This is a genomic window from Kitasatospora sp. NPDC058115, from assembly GCF_042884635.1.
In the GTDB taxonomy this organism is placed as follows: Bacteria; Actinomycetota; Actinomycetes; order Streptomycetales; family Streptomycetaceae; genus Kitasatospora.
The window spans coordinates 312,450-329,130 of record NZ_JBHVTL010000003.1 but is presented as its reverse complement, the minus strand read 5'-3'; the positions used below and the strand labels follow the sequence as shown (position 1 = coordinate 329,130).

Genomic DNA, 16,681 nt, shown 5'->3' with positions numbered 1-16,681 from the left:
CCCGCGCCCCCCCCCCCCCCCCGCCACCAGGAAGCCCGGAGTAGGAAGTCGATGTGGCCGACTTCCTGCTCCGGGGACCGTGCCCTTGTCCCTAGCTTGCGACCCTGCAGATGGACACCGCCCGGGGCGTACTGTTCTTTGACGCCCCTGCTGACCTGGCCAGCCATCGAGCTACGTTCGCGCAACTGGACTCCCTCGCATGGCCCGATGACGAGTCGCGCAAGTTCATTCGAACCATCAGGGGGCGGTATGAGTATGTCCGCGTGGCAGAAGTCCAGCTACAGCGGCGCATCCAACGAGTGCGTTGCTCGCGGACGCGGCCTGCTGCTCGCGCGCCCTCCGAGCCCACCCGCAGGCAGGAGGATCCGAGTGGTGATCCTGCGGCCCGCCGGTCGCCGCGGTGTGTCTTGCCCCGGCCCGGTGAACTGGCGTGCATCGCTACGACCTGGGTCGACGGGGGCCTGTGATCGTGCCTACTCTCTTGGGAGAAGCGGGAGTTGCCGCGCAGGTCGCCCCGACCGGCGGTGCCGGCCCGAGTCCCGGGGAGGGGAGTGGCGATCGTGATGAAGCGGACACGCCTAGTGCTGGTGGCCATGGCCGGAGTTCTCGTTGCAGCAGGTACGGCTACTGCAGTGGCCTTGGCGCGCGATTCTGCGGGTGTGGCCGTACAGGAGGATCTTCCGCTCTCGCCCGAGATGCAGCGGTATGTGAACGACCCGGCCGCATTCGAGGAGTTCCTGCGCACGAACCCTCCCACGCCGCTGATGGGGCGGGTGCACCCGTCCGGGAAGTAGAGGCGCACGTGGGTCCGCGACGACCTGTCACGGACCCACGGACCCACGGTCCTGCGGGTCGATCAGTTGGCGTTGAGCCAGTTGATCACGCCGGCGGCATTTCCTCCGTGGTTGGACGAGTAGAGGTAGTTCTCGACCCACTGATTGTTGTTGTCGGCGAGGCGGTGGCTGTTTGTTCCCACGATCTGGCTGTTGACGCCGAAGTTGATGATCATGGGTCCGCCGCTGGCTCCGCCGCCCATGTCACAGGCAAGCTTGAGGCGGTTGTCGAGCGGGTTCCAGTTGCCGGCGTCGACGGCGTTGCCGTGGCAGTACATCGGCTTGGTTCCTTCGTGGAGCTCCGCGCTTGTGCGGTTGTATCCGTCGGCCGGGTAGCCGAGCGAGGTGACGTCGTCGATATCGGAGTCACCGTTGAATCGGTAGCCGTAGGCCCCGGTCCAGTCCTGCAGATTTCCGTACTCGGCCTCCGGTGCGGCAACGATCCCGCCGCCGACATCGCCCCAGAGGAAGTCGCTGTCGTCCGCCCAGGCGGACGAGACGATGCCCTTCTGGAGGGGCCAGAAGCCCCACGGAGCGGTTTCGTCGTATCCGGGGGCGAAAACAAAGTTGGAGTAGAACCCTTTGTCCTTCCCCCCGTGGATGCAGTGACCTGCAGTCCAGATCGAGTTCTTGTTGTTTGACACGATGGCGGAGGCGGTGCATGAACTGTATCCGCTGCCGCCCGTCGAGAAGAAGAGCCTTCCCGCGATGTTGACCTGCCATCCGAGTGGCGACGCCAGGTCCGAGCGCGAGAGGTCGGCGATTGTGCCGTTGGTGGTGAGCGGCGAGACCATGACTGCAGCCCCGCCCTCAGGGGCTGCAGCGTTTGCCGCCACGGGGCCGCGCCCCTGCGTCTTCCTCTGATGCTTCTGCGCGTTCTCGTGAGCCCTCTTTGCCGCCTCGGCGGTGACGGTCGGCGCGGGCATCGGGTTTTCTGCTGCGATCCTCAGGCGCTCCGGTGTCCAGAATTCGCTCAAGGACTCGGCTGACTTGGTGAATTCGATTGTCTTCACGCCGTCGGCAGCCGCCTGGGTGACTTCGGGCGGGGCGGCCTCTGCAATTCCGGCCCCGGCCGCCGAGAAAGCGAGAGCTGCAGCTACTGCCAGCATGCGGCGAACTATCAAATCCAGCTCCGATCTGGTTGATTCGTCGTGCGTGCACGGCTTGCTGAATAACCGTAACGATCGGAGAGTGATCGAACTCTGAGTGTGTATGTGCCGACTGGAATTTATGCATGACTGGCCTGAAACGGCCTGCATCGACGGTGGGAATGTCGCCATTTTTGGGGCGATTCGAGGAATGTTGGGACGTGGGTGCCGATTATGGACGCCCCGGGCCAGGTAGCCCGCGGGCTTCGAGACACGTCTCGAAGCCCGCCACCGGGAGCACGGAGCAACAGCAGGGAGCAGGAAGTCGGCCCCGCCGACTTCCTGTTGTGGACGGATCCCTCAAAGCCGGCGGTGATGAGGGCGCCCAGCGACCCGCCCGCGAGTGGTGTGGAGAAGGGGCCCCGGTCAGTGTGATGGAGCCGCCGTCCCGGAGACGGCGTACGGCCCGCCGGGCCAGCGCGACGTGCCCGAGGAGCTTGCCCTGCAGGCCGGCGGGCGCCGATTACAGGCCCACCAGCGGGCCACTGGCGGCACGACACACCATGGCGTCGGTTCAGCCGGGCCTTCGCGCGAGGCCTTCACGGCCTCAGGAGAGGTCTCCGACGACGACGTCCCCGGAAACACGGAGTGGGAAGTCGGCTGGGCCGACTTCCCACTCACGAGTGATGCCGAACAGGCGGGGTCAGTTGTGGGCGTGGAGGTCGGCGTTGAGGCCGCCCCAGGAGCCGGTGCGGGCGATGACCTCGACGGCGCCGGTCTGGGAGTTGCGGCGGAAGAGCAGGTTGTCCTGGCCGGACAGCTCGACGGCCTTGGCCACGGTGCCGTCCGGGGTGGTGACCCGGGTGCCGGCGGTGACGTAGAGGCCGGCCTCGACGACGCAGTCGCTGCCGAGCGAGATGCCGATGCCCGCGTTGGCGCCGAGCAGGCAGCGCTCGCCGACGGAGACGACCTGCTTGCCGCCGCCCGACAGGGTGCCCATGATCGACGCGCCGCCGCCGATGTCGCTGTGGTCGCCGACCACGACGCCCGCGCTGATCCGGCCCTCGACCATCGAGGTGCCCAGCGTGCCGGCGTTGAAGTTGACGAAGCCCTCGTGCATCACGGTGGTGCCGGCCGCCAGGTGCGCGCCGAGGCGGACGCGGTCCGCGTGGGCGATGCGCACGCCGGACGGGGTGACGTAGTCGGTCATCCGGGGGAACTTGTCGATCCCGTAGACGGCGAGCTGCCCGCCCTGGGCGCGCACGGCCAGCCGGGCCTGCTCGACCTTGTCCACCGGAACCGGGCCGATGCTGGTCCACGCCACGTTGGCCAGCAGACCGAAGATGCCGTCGAGGTTCAGCCCGTGCGGCCGGACCAGACGGTGGCTGAGCAGGTGCAGCCGCAGGTAGACGTCGTGCGTGTCGAGCGGCTTCTCGTCCAGCGAGGCGATGGTGGTGCGCACGGCGACCACCTCGACGCCGCGGCGGGCGTCGGCGCGCAGCGCCTCGGCGGCGCCCGCGCCCAGCTCGGCCTCGGCCTGCTCGGCGGTCAGGAGGACGGTCCCGGCCGGGCCGGCCTCGGCGGTCAGCACGGGGGCCGGGTACCAGGTGTCGAGGACGGTGCCGTCCGCGGCGATGGTGGCCAGACCTGCGGCGACGGCGCCGCTCACGGGGGTGGTGGATTCTGCAGTCACATCGTGCACGTTAACGAATCCGGGCCGCCGCTGCCGAACACGCTCACCGTCCGGACCGGCCCCGCCCGACCCGGGCGGCGCCAAAATGCGGTGCCCGGGAGGCCGGTCCTCGGCAATACTCCGACGGGTGTTCATGTCGATCTCCACCACAGGTACCGCCGAGAACCCGGCCACTGACCTGGGCTTTCTGCTGCACAAGCACCCCGGCAGGGTCCAGCGGTTCTCCACGGCGCACGGCGAGGCGCACGTCTTCTACCCGGAGGCGGGCGACGAGGCCTGCACGGCCGCGCTGCTGCTCGACGTCGACCCGGTCGCGCTGGTCCGCAAGGGCCGCGGGAAGGGGCGCGCCGGCTCGCCCGACTTCGCGCTCGCCCAGTACGTCAACGACCGCCCCTACGCCGCCTCCTCGCTGCTCGCGGTGGCGCTGCGGACGGTGTTCCGCACGGCGATGAAGGGCGTCTGCGAGGCCCGCCCCGGGCTGGCCGACCAGCTGCGCCCGCTGCGGATCGTGCTGCCCGCCGTGCCGGTGGGCGGGGCGGCGGGCGAGGGCGACGGCGTGGCGATGGCGGTGCGCCTGTTCGAGCCGCTGGGCTGGCAGGTGGAGGCCTCGGCGATCCCGCTGGACGAGACGTTCCCCGCGTGGGGCGAGTCGCGCTACGTCCGGCTGGAGCTGTCGGCGCGGCGGGCGCGGCTGGCCGACGCGCTGCAGCAGCTCTACGTGCTGCTGCCGGCGCTGGACGGTGCCAAGCACTACTGGGTCGCCCCGGACGAGGTCGACAAACTGCTCGCCGCCGGTGAGGGCTGGCTGGCCGGCCACCCGGAGCGGGCCCTGATCACCCGCCGCTACCTGTCGCGGCGCTGGACGCTGACCCGGCGGGCGATGGAGCGCCTGGAACTGGCCCGGCTGGCGGAGGCCGACGACCGCGAGGTCGAGGAGGTCGACAACGCGGTCGACGACACCACCGGGGAGACCGGGCCGGAGCCGGAGACCGGGCCGGAGCCGGAATCCGGGTACGAGCCGGAATCCGGGCACGAGCCGGAGACCCGGCACGCCCGGGAAACCGGGCACGAGCGGACCGCGCCGCGCCCGCCCTCGCTGGCCGAGCAGCGCCGCACGGCGATCCTGGACGCGCTGCGCGAGACCGGCGCGGCCCGGGTCGCCGACCTCGGCTGCGGCCAGGGCGAGCTGATCGCCGCGCTGCTGAAGGACGCGCGGTTCACCGACGTCCTGGGCGTCGACGTGTCGGTGCGGGCGCTGTCCGCGGCGGCCCGCCGGCTGCGGCTGGACCGGATGCCGGAGCGTCAGGCGAACCGGCTGCGGCTGGTCCAGGGCGCGCTGACCTACACGGACGAGCGGCTGAAGGGCTTCGACGCGGCCGTGCTCTGCGAGGTGATCGAGCACCTGGACCTGCCGCGGCTGCCCGCCCTGGAGTACGCGGTGTTCGGCGCGGCCCGCCCCGCGGCGGTGGTCGTCACGACGCCGAACGCCGGGTACAACGTCCGGTGGGAGAGCCTGCCGGCCGGTCACCTCCGGCACGCCGACCACCGCTTCGAGTGGGACCGCGCCGAGTTCCGCGGCTGGGCCGAGCGGGTCGCCGCCGCGTACGGCTACACGGTCGACATCCGCCCGGTCGGCCCGGAGGACGACGAGGTGGGCGCCCCGACGCAGCTCGCCCTGTTCCGCCTCGGCGCCGGGGCCGCCGACGTACCGGCCGGGACGACGGCCACCATGGACAGCACGACGCCCGAAGGGGGCGAGACCCGATGACCGACGACACCGACGCGACCGATGCGAGCGCACCGACCGCAGCGACCGCAGCGACCGATGCCGGCGCAGCGATCGCAGCGACCGGCGCGACCGCAGCGACCGACGACACCGACGCGGCCGCAGCGACCCGCCCCGCCGGGGCCGCCCCCCGCCGCCTGCCGGTGACGGACGTCTCCCTGGTGGTGCTGATCGGCACCAGCGGCGCGGGCAAGTCCAGCTTCGCCCGCAAGCACTTCCTCCCCACCCAGGTCGTCTCCTCCGACTTCTGCCGCGGCCTGGTGGCCGACGACGAGAACGACCAGTCCGCCTCCGCCGAGGCCTTCGACGTGCTGCACTACATCGTCGGCAAGCGCCTCGCCGCCGGCCGGCTGACCGTCGTGGACGCCACCAACGTCCAGCCGGAGGCCCGCCGGCAGCTGGTCCGGATCGCCCGCGACCACGACGTGCTGCCGATCGCGATCGTGCTGGACGTCCCGCCGGGCGTCTGCGCCGAGCGCAACCGCTCCCGCCCGGACCGGCAGTTGCCCGCTCACGTGGTGCCGCGCCAGCACCGCGAGCTGCGCCGCTCCCTGCGCGGCCTGGAGCGCGAGGGCTTCCGCAAGGTGCACGTCCTGCGCGGCGAGGCCGAGGTCGAGGCCGCCGGGATCGTGCTGGAGAAGCGCTTCAACGACCTGCGCCACCTCACCGGCCCGTTCGACATCGTCGGCGACATCCACGGCTGCCGCTCGGAGCTGGAGACCCTGCTCACCCGCCTCGGCTGGACGCTGGTCCGCGACGAGGCCGGGCGCCCGGTGGACGCGGTGCACCCCGCGGGCCGCACGGCCGTCTTCGTCGGCGACCTGGTCGACCGCGGGCCGGACACGCCCGGCGTGCTGCGCCTGGTGATGGGCATGGTGGCGGCCGGGCACGCGGTCTGCGTGCCGGGCAACCACGAGAACAAGCTCGGCCGGGCGCTGGACGGGCGGAAGGTCACCGTCTCGCACGGCCTCCAGGAGTCGCTGGACCAGCTGGCGCAGGAGCCGGAGGAGTTCCGGGCCGAGGTCCGGACGTTCATCCGCGGCCTGGTCAGCCACTACCTGCTGGACGGCGGCGCCCTGGTGGTCTGCCACGCCGGTCTGCCGGAGAAGTACCACGGCCGGGCCTCCGGCCGGGTGCGCTCGCACGCCCTGTACGGGGACACCACCGGCGAGACCGACGAGTACGGCCTGCCGGTGCGCTACCCGTGGGCGGAGGAGTACCGGGGCCGGGCGCTGGTGGTCTACGGCCACACGCCGGTGCCGTCGGCGGGCTTCGTCAACAACACCATCTGCCTGGACACCGGCTGCGTCTTCGGCGGCAGCCTGACCGCGCTGCGCTACCCGGAGCGGGAGCTGGTCGTCGTCGAGGCCGAGCGGGAGTGGTACGCGCCGGTGCGGCCGATGCGCACGGACGCGCCGGGCGGCCGCGAGGGCCGTCCGCTGGACCTCGCCGACGTGGCGGGCCGCCGGGTGGTGGAGACCGCGCTGCACGGCCGGGTCGCCGTCCGGGAGGAGAACGCGGCGGCGGCGCTGGAGGTGATGAGCCGGTTCGCGATCGACCCCCGGCTGCTCGCCTACCTGCCACCGACCATGGCGCCGAGCGCGACCTCGGGCCGGCCCGGCTACCTGGAGCACCCGGACGAGGCCTTCGCCGCCTACCGGGCCGACGGCGTCGGCCAGGTGGTCTGCGAGGAGAAGCACATGGGCTCCCGCGCGGTGGTGCTGGTGGCGCGGGACGGCGCGGCGCTGGAGAAGCGGTTCGGGCCGGCCGGCCCGGGCGCGATCTGGACCCGCACCGGGCGGGCGTTCCTCGGGGACGACGCGCTGACCGCCGCGGTGCTGGACCGGCTGCGGGCGGCCGCCGAGCGGGCCGGGCTGTTCGAGGAGCTGCGCACCGGCTGGCTGCTGCTGGACGCCGAGCTGATGCCGTGGTCGCTGAAGGCCGTCGAACTGCTGCGCCGCCAGTACGCGGCGGTCGGCGCCGCGGCGGGCGCGGCGCTGCCGGAGGTGCTGGCCGCGCTGGAGCGGGCGGGCGGGCGCGGGCTGGACGTGGCCGCGCTGACCGGGCGCCAGCGGCAGCGGGCCGCCGACGCGCAGGCGTTCACCGAGGCGTACCGGCGCTACTGCTGGCCGACCGAGGGCCTGGCCGGGATCCGGCTGGCGCCGTTCCAGGTGCTGGCCGCCGAGGGGGCCAACCTCGCGGTGCGCCCGCACGACGAGCACCTCGCCTGGATCGACCGGCTGGTCGAAGCGGACGAGGCGGTCGAGGCGGACGAGGCGGACGGGGCGGCCGGGGCGGCCCGGGCGGACGAGGCGGCCGGGGAGGGGGACCGGGCGGCCCCGCTGCTGCACCGGACCGGCCGGCTGGTGGTGGACACCGCCGACGAGGCCTCGCTCGCCGCGGGCGTGGCCTGGTGGGAGGAGCTGACCGCGGCGGGCGGCGAGGGCATGGTGGTCAAGCCGCTGGCCTCGCTGGTGCGCGGCCGGGCGGGGGAGGGCCGCCCGGGCGGGCTGGTCCAGCCCGGGGTGAAGGTGCGCGGGCGCGAGTACCTGCGGATCGTCTACGGTCCGGACTACACCGAGCACCTGGACCGGCTGCGGCAGCGCTTCCTGGGGCACAAGCGCTCGCTCGCGCTGCGCGAGTACGCGCTCGGGCTGGAGGCGCTGGACCGGCTGGCGGCGGGTGAACCGCTCTGGCGGGTGCACGAACCGGTCTTCGCCGTCCTCGCCCTGGAGTCGGAGCCGGTCGACCCGCGCCTGTGACGGGGAGGGCCGGCGCCGGGCGGACGGGAATCAGCGATCTTGCATACAAATTCTGAGCATCGTATAGACTTGCTGCTTTCCCGTCCGCCCGTCACCGTCACCGTCACACCCAGGAGCCCGGCATGGCCTACAACCTCCGGAACAGGCACTTCCTCAAGGAGCTCGACTTCACGCCCCAGGAGTTCCGCTTCCTGGTGGACCTCGCCGCCACGCTCAAGGCGGCGAAGTACGCGGGCACCGAGCAGCCCCGGCTGCGCGGGAAGAACATCGCGCTGATCTTCGAGAAGACCTCCACCCGGACCCGCTGCGCCTTCGAGGTCGCCGCCCACGACCAGGGCGCCACCACCACCTACCTGGACCCGGCCGGCTCGCAGATCGGCCACAAGGAGTCGATCAAGGACACCGCCCGGGTGCTCGGCCGGATGTTCGACGGCATCGAGTACCGCGGGCACGGCCAGGCCGTCGTCGAGGAACTGGCCGCCCACGCCGGCGTGCCGGTCTGGAACGGCCTCACCGACGAGTGGCACCCCACCCAGATGCTCGCCGACGTGCTCACCGTCACCGAGCACACCGACAAGCCGCTCACCGAGGTGGCGCTCGCCTACCTCGGGGACGCCCGCTCCAACATGGGCAACTCGCTGCTGGTCACCGGCGCGCTGCTCGGCATGGACATCCGGATCGTCGCCCCGCGCGCCCTGTGGCCGGACGAGGAGGTGCAGAAGGCCGCGCAGTCGCTCGCCGGGGCGAGCGGTGCGCGGATCACCCTCACCGAGGACGTCGCCGAGGGCGTGGCCGGGGCCGACTTCCTCTACACCGACGTCTGGGTGTCGATGGGCGAGCCCAAGGAGGTCTGGGCCGAGCGGATCGCGCTGCTCAAGCCGTACCAGGTGTCGATGGAGACGGTGCGGGCCACCGGCAACCCGCAGGTGAAGTTCCTGCACTGCCTGCCGGCCTTCCACGACCTGGGCACGGTGCTCGGTCGGCAGCTGTTCGAGGAGACCGGCATGGCCGAGCTGGAGTGCACCGACGAGCTGTTCGAGTCGGCGCACTCCGTGGTCTTCGACCAGGCCGAGAACCGCCTGCACACCATCAAGGCCGTCCTGGTCGCCACCCTCGGCGGCTGACCGGGCCCTCCCCGGAACGGCCCTCCTCCGGTCCTCCTCCGGTCCTACTCCGGCCCCTCCAGGTTCACGCAGGCGACCCGGTCGGCGGCGCCGTGCGCCCCGGCCGGGTCCCCCGCGTGCAGCACCAGTGAGCGGGCCCCGCCCGGCCGCGGCCGCCAGGCGACCGCGGCGGCGGCGCTGCCCGCGCCCCGTCCGTCGGTGCGCAGGGTGAGCCGCAGCTCGTTGCGGTCGTTGGCGTACGCGGGGTCGGTGGACGGGCTCACCGGGTCCACCACGTCCTGGTAGTGCGGGCCGGACGCGGCCGGGTCGGCCCCGCACGCACCCGTGTGCAGGTGCACCGGGAACGCGTGACCGGAGGCGACCCCGGCCACGCTCATCCTCAGGACCGTCCGCCCGGGCACCGAGCGGTCCACCACCGCCCGCACGTGCGAGCCGTACGGCACCAGGTCCGGCGCGTGGCTGACCGCCACCGGCGGGACGAACGCGGTGGCCGGGTCGAAGTCGGCCTCGGTGACGGCGACCGGGACGACGGCGGGTGCCAGCAGGGCGAGCGGGAGCAGCGCGGCGGCGAGCGGAGCGGGCATCGGCGGACCTCTTCGGGCGGGGGAGGGAGGCGGTGCGCCCCGTTCAACGGCGCGCACCGCCTCCCGGACACGGTCCCGGCTACCCGTCGGCCCGGTGGATCCCCCGGATCTCGCAGCGCGGCCCGCTGGCCCGCATCAGCCGCAGGTCGGCGGTGACCAGCGGCGCCCCGAACCGTTCCGCCACCGCCACGTACGCGGCGTCGTCCGGCGTGAGGTTGTCCTTCAGCTCCCAGATCCGCCCGAGCAACGGCTCGACCGGGACCTTGCGGATCGCGAGCTCCGGCAGCCGGGCGGCCAGCTCGCCGACCCGTTCGGCGGTGAGCTCGCGTGCCAGGTAGAGGCCGCGCAGCGACTGCATCACCTCGATGACGACGTGTTCCGGCGCCACCCACTCCCCGCCCGCGGCCAGCTCGGCGCGGGCCGCCTCCCCGCGCCCGCCCTCGTCGGCCAGCGCCAGCACCAGCGCGGACGCGTCCACCACGATCATCGGTCGGCCCCCGTACAGCTCCCGGCGTGTTGTTCCGCGGTCACCGTACCGGGGCGCGGTCACCGTACCGGGGCGGGGGCGTCGGTCGGGCCGGCGGGCGGGGCGGCGTCCGACTCCTCGTGGAACGGCTGCACGGCCCGTTCGGCCTGCTGGGCCGCCTCGGGCGTGATCCACTCCTGGAAACCGGTGGCCGTCGCGATGGCCCGGACCTGGTCGACGGTGAGCGGCAGCCCGTCACGGATGCGCGCGGGAGGAGCCGCGTCGGCCACCGTCGCCGTGTTGCTGACGTTGACCCGCACCTGGGTGTCGTCGGCGCGCAGCAGAACGGCGCTGCGGGAGAGCTCCTCGCCCCGGGCCTGTTCGATGAGCAGCAGCCGGCTGCCGTCCGGGAGCACGGTGTCGTGGCAGTACTGGTAGACGTGGGCGGCGTTGACCTCGGCGCAGCTGAAGGTGCTGTCGTAGAAGGCGTCGGCCGGGTTCACGGCAGGGCCGGCGGCCTGGGCGGCGAAGCCGCCTTCGACGGTGACGGTGACGGCGGCCGGGCCGTTGCCGTCGTCGTAGAAGAGGGAACCGCGGCTGACCACGAAGGGGCGGTTCGCTCCGCCGGGGACGGGGGTGGTGCCGGGGCCCGGGGACAGGCCGGCGGCGACGAAGTGGCCGGCGTAGCCGGAGGTGGTGCCGCCGGCCGGCAGGGTTCCCATGAGGGTGTGGACGGTGGCGCGGCCGGTCATGGCGACCTTGCCGGCGTCGGCCCCGCTGCCGGGCTGCTGGTGCTCGGGGCCGGACGGGGGCTTCGGGAGGGGGGTGGGGAAGGCGCTGCCCGTCGCGGGGGCGGCGCTCGTGCCGTCGTCGGGCCGCAGGGCGAGCAGGCCGCCGGCCGTGAGCGCGACGGCGGCGGCGACCGCGCCGGCCGCGGCGGCCCGGCGGCGGCGCCGGATGCGGCGTCCGCGTTCGGCGGCGCCGGCGACCAGCGGGCCGAGGTCGGCGCCGACGCCGCCCATCGCCCGCTGGAAGGTGGCGGACAGTCCTCGGTCGTCCCGGGGCTCGTTCAGGGTGTTCATGCCGGTTCCTCGGTTCCTTCCGGATCGGCGGTGAGTGCGGTGAGCGCGGGCAGCGCGGTGAGTACGGCGCGAGCGGGGTCGGTCGCCCTCGGCCGGAGCGGGAGCCGAAGTGCGGGGCCCGGGGGGTGTCAGGGCGAGCCGAGCTCGGCGGCCTGCGGCCCGAGCACGCCGCGCAGCCGCCCGAGCGCCCGCAGCGCCTGGCTGCGCACCGCGCCGGGGCTGACGCCGAGTTCGGCGGCGGTCTCCTCGACGCTGCGGTCCTCCCAGTACCGCAGGACGAGGACGGCCCGGTCCCGGGGTGACAGGTCGGCGAGTGCGGCCAGCAGGGTGACCCGCAGCGCCGGGTCGCCGGCCGCGGGGTCGGGGCTGCCGGGAGGTTCCGGCAGGTCCCCGGGGGCGGGCCGTTCGCCGCTGCGCCGCAGCCGCCGGTGGGAGAGGTGGGTGCGCACGAGCACGCCGCGCGCGTAGGCCTCCCGGTTCTCGGCGCGGCGGACCTTGGGCCAGGCGGCGTAGAGCTTGGCGAGGGTGGTCTGGGCGAGGTCCTCGGCGAGGTGCCAGTCCCCGCAGAGCAGCAGCGCGGTGCGGAAGAGGTGCTGTCCGCGGGCGTGGGCGAAGGCCTCGAACTCGCCGTCGTCCGCGGTGCGTCGCGTCGTGCCGATCACGCTGTCCCCTGCCCCTCGCGTCCCGCGGGCGGCGCCCGGCCGCCCCCTGTACCCGGATAGACGCGTGAGCCGGGGGCGCGCGTTACGGGGGGGTTCGGCGGGGGTTCGGGGAGGATGCACCCCGTGGAGGCAGGCTGGAGGTGGTGCCGACGTGGCGGACTTCGCGGCATGCACTATGGTTTATCTCGACATCGAGATAACTCCGCCCTACGATATATCTCGACATCAAGATACTTGCCGAGAGGCGCTCACCGGCGGTGCGGGCAAGGTCAGCCTAAGTAAGGGTGACCTTACCAGCGTGGCGGCCGGATACCGCACGAAGCACCTAGAAGGAGTCAGTCGTGTCCGCGAACAGCTTCGACGCCCGCAGCTCGCTGCAGGTGGGCGACGAGTCGTACGAGATCTTCAAGCTCTCCGCCGTCGAGGGGTCCGAGCGGCTGCCCTACAGCCTCAAGGTGCTGCTGGAGAACCTGCTCCGCACCGAGGACGGCGCCAACATCACCGCCGACCACATCCGGGCCCTCGGCGACTGGGACGCCGACGCCCAGCCGAGCCAGGAGATCCAGTTCACGCCCGCCCGCGTGATCATGCAGGACTTCACCGGCGTGCCGTGCGTGGTCGACCTCGCCACCATGCGCGAGGCCGTCAAGGAGCTGGGCGGCGACCCGGCCAAGATCAACCCGCTGGCCCCGGCCGAGCTGGTCATCGACCACTCTGTCATCGCCGACAAGTTCGGCACCCCGGACGCCTTCGTCCAGAACGTCGAGATCGAGTACGGCCGCAACAAGGAGCGCTACCAGTTCCTGCGCTGGGGCCAGACCGCCTTCGACGAGTTCAAGGTCGTCCCGCCGGGCACCGGCATCGTCCACCAGGTGAACATCGAGCACCTGGCCCGCACCGTCATGGTCCGCGGCGGCCAGGCGTACCCCGACACCTGCGTCGGCACCGACTCGCACACCACCATGGTCAACGGCCTGGGCGTGCTGGGCTGGGGCGTCGGCGGCATCGAGGCCGAGGCCGCCATGCTCGGCCAGCCGGTCTCCATGCTGATCCCGCGCGTCGTCGGCTTCAAGCTGACCGGCGAGCTGCCGGCCGGGACCACCGCCACCGACCTGGTGCTCACCATCACCGAGATGCTGCGCAAGCACGGTGTGGTCGGCAAGTTCGTCGAGTTCTACGGCGACGGCATCGGCGCCATCCCGCTGGCCAACCGCGCCACCATCGGCAACATGTCGCCGGAGTTCGGCTCGACCTGCGCGATCTTCCCGATCGACGCCGAGACCATCAACTACCTGAAGCTCACCGGCCGCGACGAGCAGCAGCTCGCCCTGGTCGAGGCGTACGCCAAGGAGCAGGGTCTCTGGCACGACCCGTCGCACGAGCCGGTCTACTCCGAGTACCTGGAGCTGGACGTCTCCACCGTCGTCCCGTCGATCTCCGGCCCGAAGCGCCCGCAGGACCGCGTCGTCCTGGCCGAGGCCGCCGAGCGCTTCGCCGAGGCGCTGCCGACCTACTCGGCCGAGGCCTCCAAGCCGACCGCCGTCGCCGTCCCCGACGGCTCGTCCTACCAGATCGACAACGGCGCGGTCGTGATCGCCTCGATCACCTCCTGCACCAACACCTCCAACCCCTCCGTCATGCTGGGCGCCGCCCTGCTGGCGAAGAAGGCCGTGGAGAAGGGCCTCACGGTCAAGCCCTGGGTCAAGACCACCCTGGCGCCCGGCTCCAAGGTCGTCATGGACTACTACGAGAAGGCCGGCCTGCTCCCGTACATGGAGAAGCTGGGCTTCAACCTGGTCGGCTACGGCTGTGTGACCTGCATCGGCAACTCGGGCCCGCTGCCCGAGGAGGTCTCGGCCGCGGTCAACGAGTCCGACCTCGCCGTCGTCTCGGTGCTCTCCGGCAACCGCAACTTCGAGGGCCGGATCAACCCCGACGTCAAGATGAACTACCTGGCCTCCCCGCCGCTGGTGGTCGCCTACGCCCTCGCCGGCAACATGAACGTCGACATCACCAAGGACGCCCTGGGCCAGGACGCCGACGGCAACGACGTCTTCCTCGCCGACATCTGGCCGTCCGAGCAGGAGGTCGCCGACACCGTCGCCGCCTCCATCGACCAGGACATGTTCGACAAGGGCTACCAGGACGTCTTCGCCGGTGACCACCGCTGGCAGTCGCTCCCGGTCCCGACCGGCAACACCTTCGAGTGGGACGCCGAGTCCACCTACGTCCGCAAGCCCCCGTACTTCGAGGGCATGGCCAAGACCCCGAGCCCGGTGACCGACATCGCCGGCGCCCGCGTCCTGGCCAAGCTGGGCGACTCGGTCACCACCGACCACATCTCCCCGGCCGGCAACATCAAGCCCGGCACCCCGGCGGCGCAGTACCTGACCGCCAACGGCGTCGAGAAGCGTGACTTCAACTCCTACGGCTCGCGCCGTGGCAACCACGAGGTCATGATCCGCGGCACCTTCGCCAACATCCGTCTGCGCAACCAGATCGCGCCGGGCACCGAGGGCGGCTACACCCGCGACTTCACCCAGGCCGACGGCCCGGTGTCGTTCATCTACGACGCCTCGCAGAACTACCAGGCCGCCGGCACCCCGCTGGTCGTCCTGGCCGGCAAGGAGTACGGCTCCGGCTCGTCCCGCGACTGGGCCGCCAAGGGCACCGCGCTGCTCGGCGTCAAGGCCGTCATCGCCGAGTCCTACGAGCGCATCCACCGCTCGAACCTGATCGGCATGGGCGTCCTGCCGCTGCAGTTCCCGGAGGGCGAGAACGCCGACTCCCTCGGCCTGACCGGCGAGGAGACCTTCTCCATCACCGGCGTGACCGAGCTCAACGAGGGCCGCACCCCCGCGACCGTCAAGGTCAAGGCCGGTGACAAGGAGTTCGACGCGGTCGTGCGCATCGACACCCCCGGCGAGGCGGACTACTACCGCAACGGCGGCATCCTGCAGTACGTGCTGCGCAGCCTGATCAACGGCTGAGCACCGCGCTGAGCGCCGAGGAGGCCGGACCGCACCCGCGGTCCGGCCTCCTCCGCTTCTCCCGGACGCCGCCCGGGCTTTGCCGGCTTTTTGCATAGTGCGCCGACCGGACCGGACCCCTTGTGCGACGCGGTCGCTATGGACTAAACCTCTGTTCCAGCTTGGTCCAGACCAATTGACGCTGCTTCAGAGAATAGGTCCGGTATGCCCATTCGCCGCCCCGCCCTGCTCGCCGCCGCCACCGTCGCCGCGCTGCTCGCCTCCACCGCCGCCACCGCCACGGCCACTGCCGCCGATGCCAAGGGCCCCAAGCTCAAGGGCCAGCGGGTCGGTTACTTCACCTCGTGGGGCGCCGACAGCCTCGCCAAGCGCGTCCAGGAGTCCGGCCAGGCCGGCAAGCTCACCGTGATCAACTACGCCTTCGGCAACGTCTCCGCCGAGGGTGCCTGTTTCCAGAGCAACGAGCCCGGCCAGGGCGACGCCTGGAACGACTACCAGCGCGCCTTCTCCGCCGCCGACTCGGTGGACGGCGTCGCCGACGCCCCGGGCCAGGCGCTCAAGGGCCACTTCAACCAGCTGCGCAAGCTCAAGGCGCAGAACCCGCAGCTCAAGGTCGTCATCTCGCTGGGCGGCTGGAGCTGGTCGAAGTACTTCTCGGACGCCGCCGCCACCGACGAGGCCCGCAAGAAGTTCGTCTCCTCCTGCATCGACCTCTACATGAAGGGCGACGTGCCGCAGCTGGCCGGCTCCCCGGAGGGCGGCGCCGGCGCGGCCGCGGGCGTCTTCGACGGCATCGACGTCGACTGGGAGTACCCGGGCGGCGGCGGTGACGAGGGCAACGTGGTGCGCCCCGAGGACGGCCGCAACTTCACCCTGCTGATGGCCGAGTTCCGCAAGCAGCTCGACGGGCTGGCCAAGGAGCGCGCCCAGGGGGCCAAGGGCAAGGACAAGAAGCCCGAGCACTACCTGCTGACCGCCGCCGTCGCCGCCAACGAGACCGTCGCCGACCGGCTGGAGCTGCCCGAGCTCGCCGGCTCCGTCGACTGGCTCAACCTGATGACCTACGACCTGCACGGGCCGTGGGAGGGCAAGGGCCCGACCAACCACCACTCCCCGCTCTACTCCGACCCCACCGACCCGGACGCGCGCCAGCGCAGCGCCGACAAGGCCGTGGACCACTACGCCCAGCGCGGCCTGCCCTCGCAGCAGACCGTCCTCGGCACGCCGTTCTACGGCCACGGCTGGACCGGCGTGCCGGCCGGCAACCGCAACGGCCTCTTCCAGAAGGCCACCGCCGCCGTGCCGGACCTCACCTACAAGGAGCTCAACACGCTGGCGGGCTCCAAGACCTACGTGGACCGCGACCACGGCGCGTCCTGGAAGTACGACGGCAACACCTTCTACAGCTTCGACTCGGCCGAGGTGCTCACCGAGAAGGCCCGCTACGCCCGCTGGAACGACCTGGCCGGTGTGATGGTCTGGTCGCTGGACGGCGACGACGCGCAGGGCAGCGCGATGGCCGCCCTGGACAAGGGCCTGCGCGGCAAGTGATGCGGCGCTGACCCCGTGAGGACCGCGGGCGGGGCCCGCCGCGACAGTGCGTCGCGGCGG

General features: G+C 72.3%; 11 protein-coding genes. 5 read left to right on the top strand and 6 right to left on the bottom strand.

Annotation, left to right across the window (positions count from 1 at the left end; translation table 11 throughout):
- Positions 1-856 precede the first annotated feature (856 nt).
- Complete coding sequence (locus ACFVVL_RS05045; protein WP_387671421.1) at positions 857-1,942, bottom strand: trypsin-like serine peptidase; 1,086 nt, start codon at positions 1,940-1,942, stop codon at positions 857-859.
- 682 nt (positions 1,943-2,624) lie between these two features.
- Positions 2,625-3,614, bottom strand: a complete 990-nt coding sequence (dapD, locus tag ACFVVL_RS05040; protein WP_387671419.1) for a 2,3,4,5-tetrahydropyridine-2,6-dicarboxylate N-succinyltransferase — start codon at positions 3,612-3,614, stop codon at positions 2,625-2,627.
- A gap of 127 nt (positions 3,615-3,741) precedes the next feature.
- Here dapD and ACFVVL_RS05035 point away from each other — a divergent pair, with 127 nt between their 5' ends.
- From ACFVVL_RS05035 to argF, 3 genes are all read left to right on the top strand, one after another.
- On the top strand, positions 3,742-5,382 hold the full coding sequence (locus tag ACFVVL_RS05035) for a 3' terminal RNA ribose 2'-O-methyltransferase Hen1 (RefSeq protein WP_387671417.1): 1,641 nt from the start codon (positions 3,742-3,744) through the stop codon (positions 5,380-5,382).
- Positions 5,379-8,162 carry a polynucleotide kinase-phosphatase gene (locus tag ACFVVL_RS05030; protein WP_387671416.1) on the top strand — a complete coding sequence of 928 codons (2,784 nt, stop codon included), beginning with the start codon at positions 5,379-5,381 and terminating at the stop codon, positions 8,160-8,162. Before ACFVVL_RS05035 ends, ACFVVL_RS05030 begins: the two co-directional genes overlap by 4 nt.
- A gap of 122 nt (positions 8,163-8,284) precedes the next feature.
- A complete protein-coding gene (argF, locus tag ACFVVL_RS05025; RefSeq protein ID WP_380296733.1) occupies positions 8,285-9,286 on the top strand; it encodes an ornithine carbamoyltransferase in 1,002 nt (333 codons plus the stop codon).
- 44 nt (positions 9,287-9,330) lie between these two features.
- On the opposite strand, the gene ACFVVL_RS05020 is transcribed toward argF, so the two are convergent.
- The 4 genes from ACFVVL_RS05020 to ACFVVL_RS05005 all read right to left on the bottom strand — a co-directional run bounded on the left by ACFVVL_RS05020 (position 9,331) and on the right by ACFVVL_RS05005 (position 12,080).
- Positions 9,331-9,870 carry a superoxide dismutase family protein gene (locus tag ACFVVL_RS05020; RefSeq protein WP_387671413.1) on the bottom strand — a complete coding sequence of 180 codons (540 nt, stop codon included), beginning with the start codon at positions 9,868-9,870 and terminating at the stop codon, positions 9,331-9,333.
- 79 nt (positions 9,871-9,949) lie between these two features.
- Positions 9,950-10,357 (bottom strand): type II toxin-antitoxin system VapC family toxin, encoded by a 408-nt coding sequence (locus tag ACFVVL_RS05015; RefSeq protein WP_380296737.1) that lies wholly within the window; start codon positions 10,355-10,357, stop codon positions 9,950-9,952.
- Between the two features lie 59 nt (positions 10,358-10,416).
- On the bottom strand, positions 10,417-11,418 hold the full coding sequence (locus ACFVVL_RS05010) for a hypothetical protein (protein WP_387671410.1): 1,002 nt from the start codon (positions 11,416-11,418) through the stop codon (positions 10,417-10,419).
- A gap of 128 nt (positions 11,419-11,546) precedes the next feature.
- Entirely contained in the window at positions 11,547-12,080 is a 534-nt protein-coding gene (locus ACFVVL_RS05005) for a SigE family RNA polymerase sigma factor (protein ID WP_387671408.1), read from the bottom strand.
- Between the two features lie 341 nt (positions 12,081-12,421).
- Here ACFVVL_RS05005 and acnA point away from each other — a divergent pair, with 341 nt between their 5' ends.
- Together acnA and ACFVVL_RS04995 are read left to right on the top strand one after the other, a co-directional pair.
- A complete protein-coding gene (gene acnA / locus ACFVVL_RS05000; RefSeq protein WP_387671406.1) occupies positions 12,422-15,070 on the top strand; it encodes an aconitate hydratase AcnA in 2,649 nt (882 codons plus the stop codon).
- 204 nt (positions 15,071-15,274) lie between these two features.
- Positions 15,275-16,621 carry a glycoside hydrolase family 18 protein gene (locus ACFVVL_RS04995; RefSeq protein ID WP_380296742.1) on the top strand — a complete coding sequence of 449 codons (1,347 nt, stop codon included), beginning with the start codon at positions 15,275-15,277 and terminating at the stop codon, positions 16,619-16,621.
- Positions 16,622-16,681: the final 60 nt, after the last annotated feature.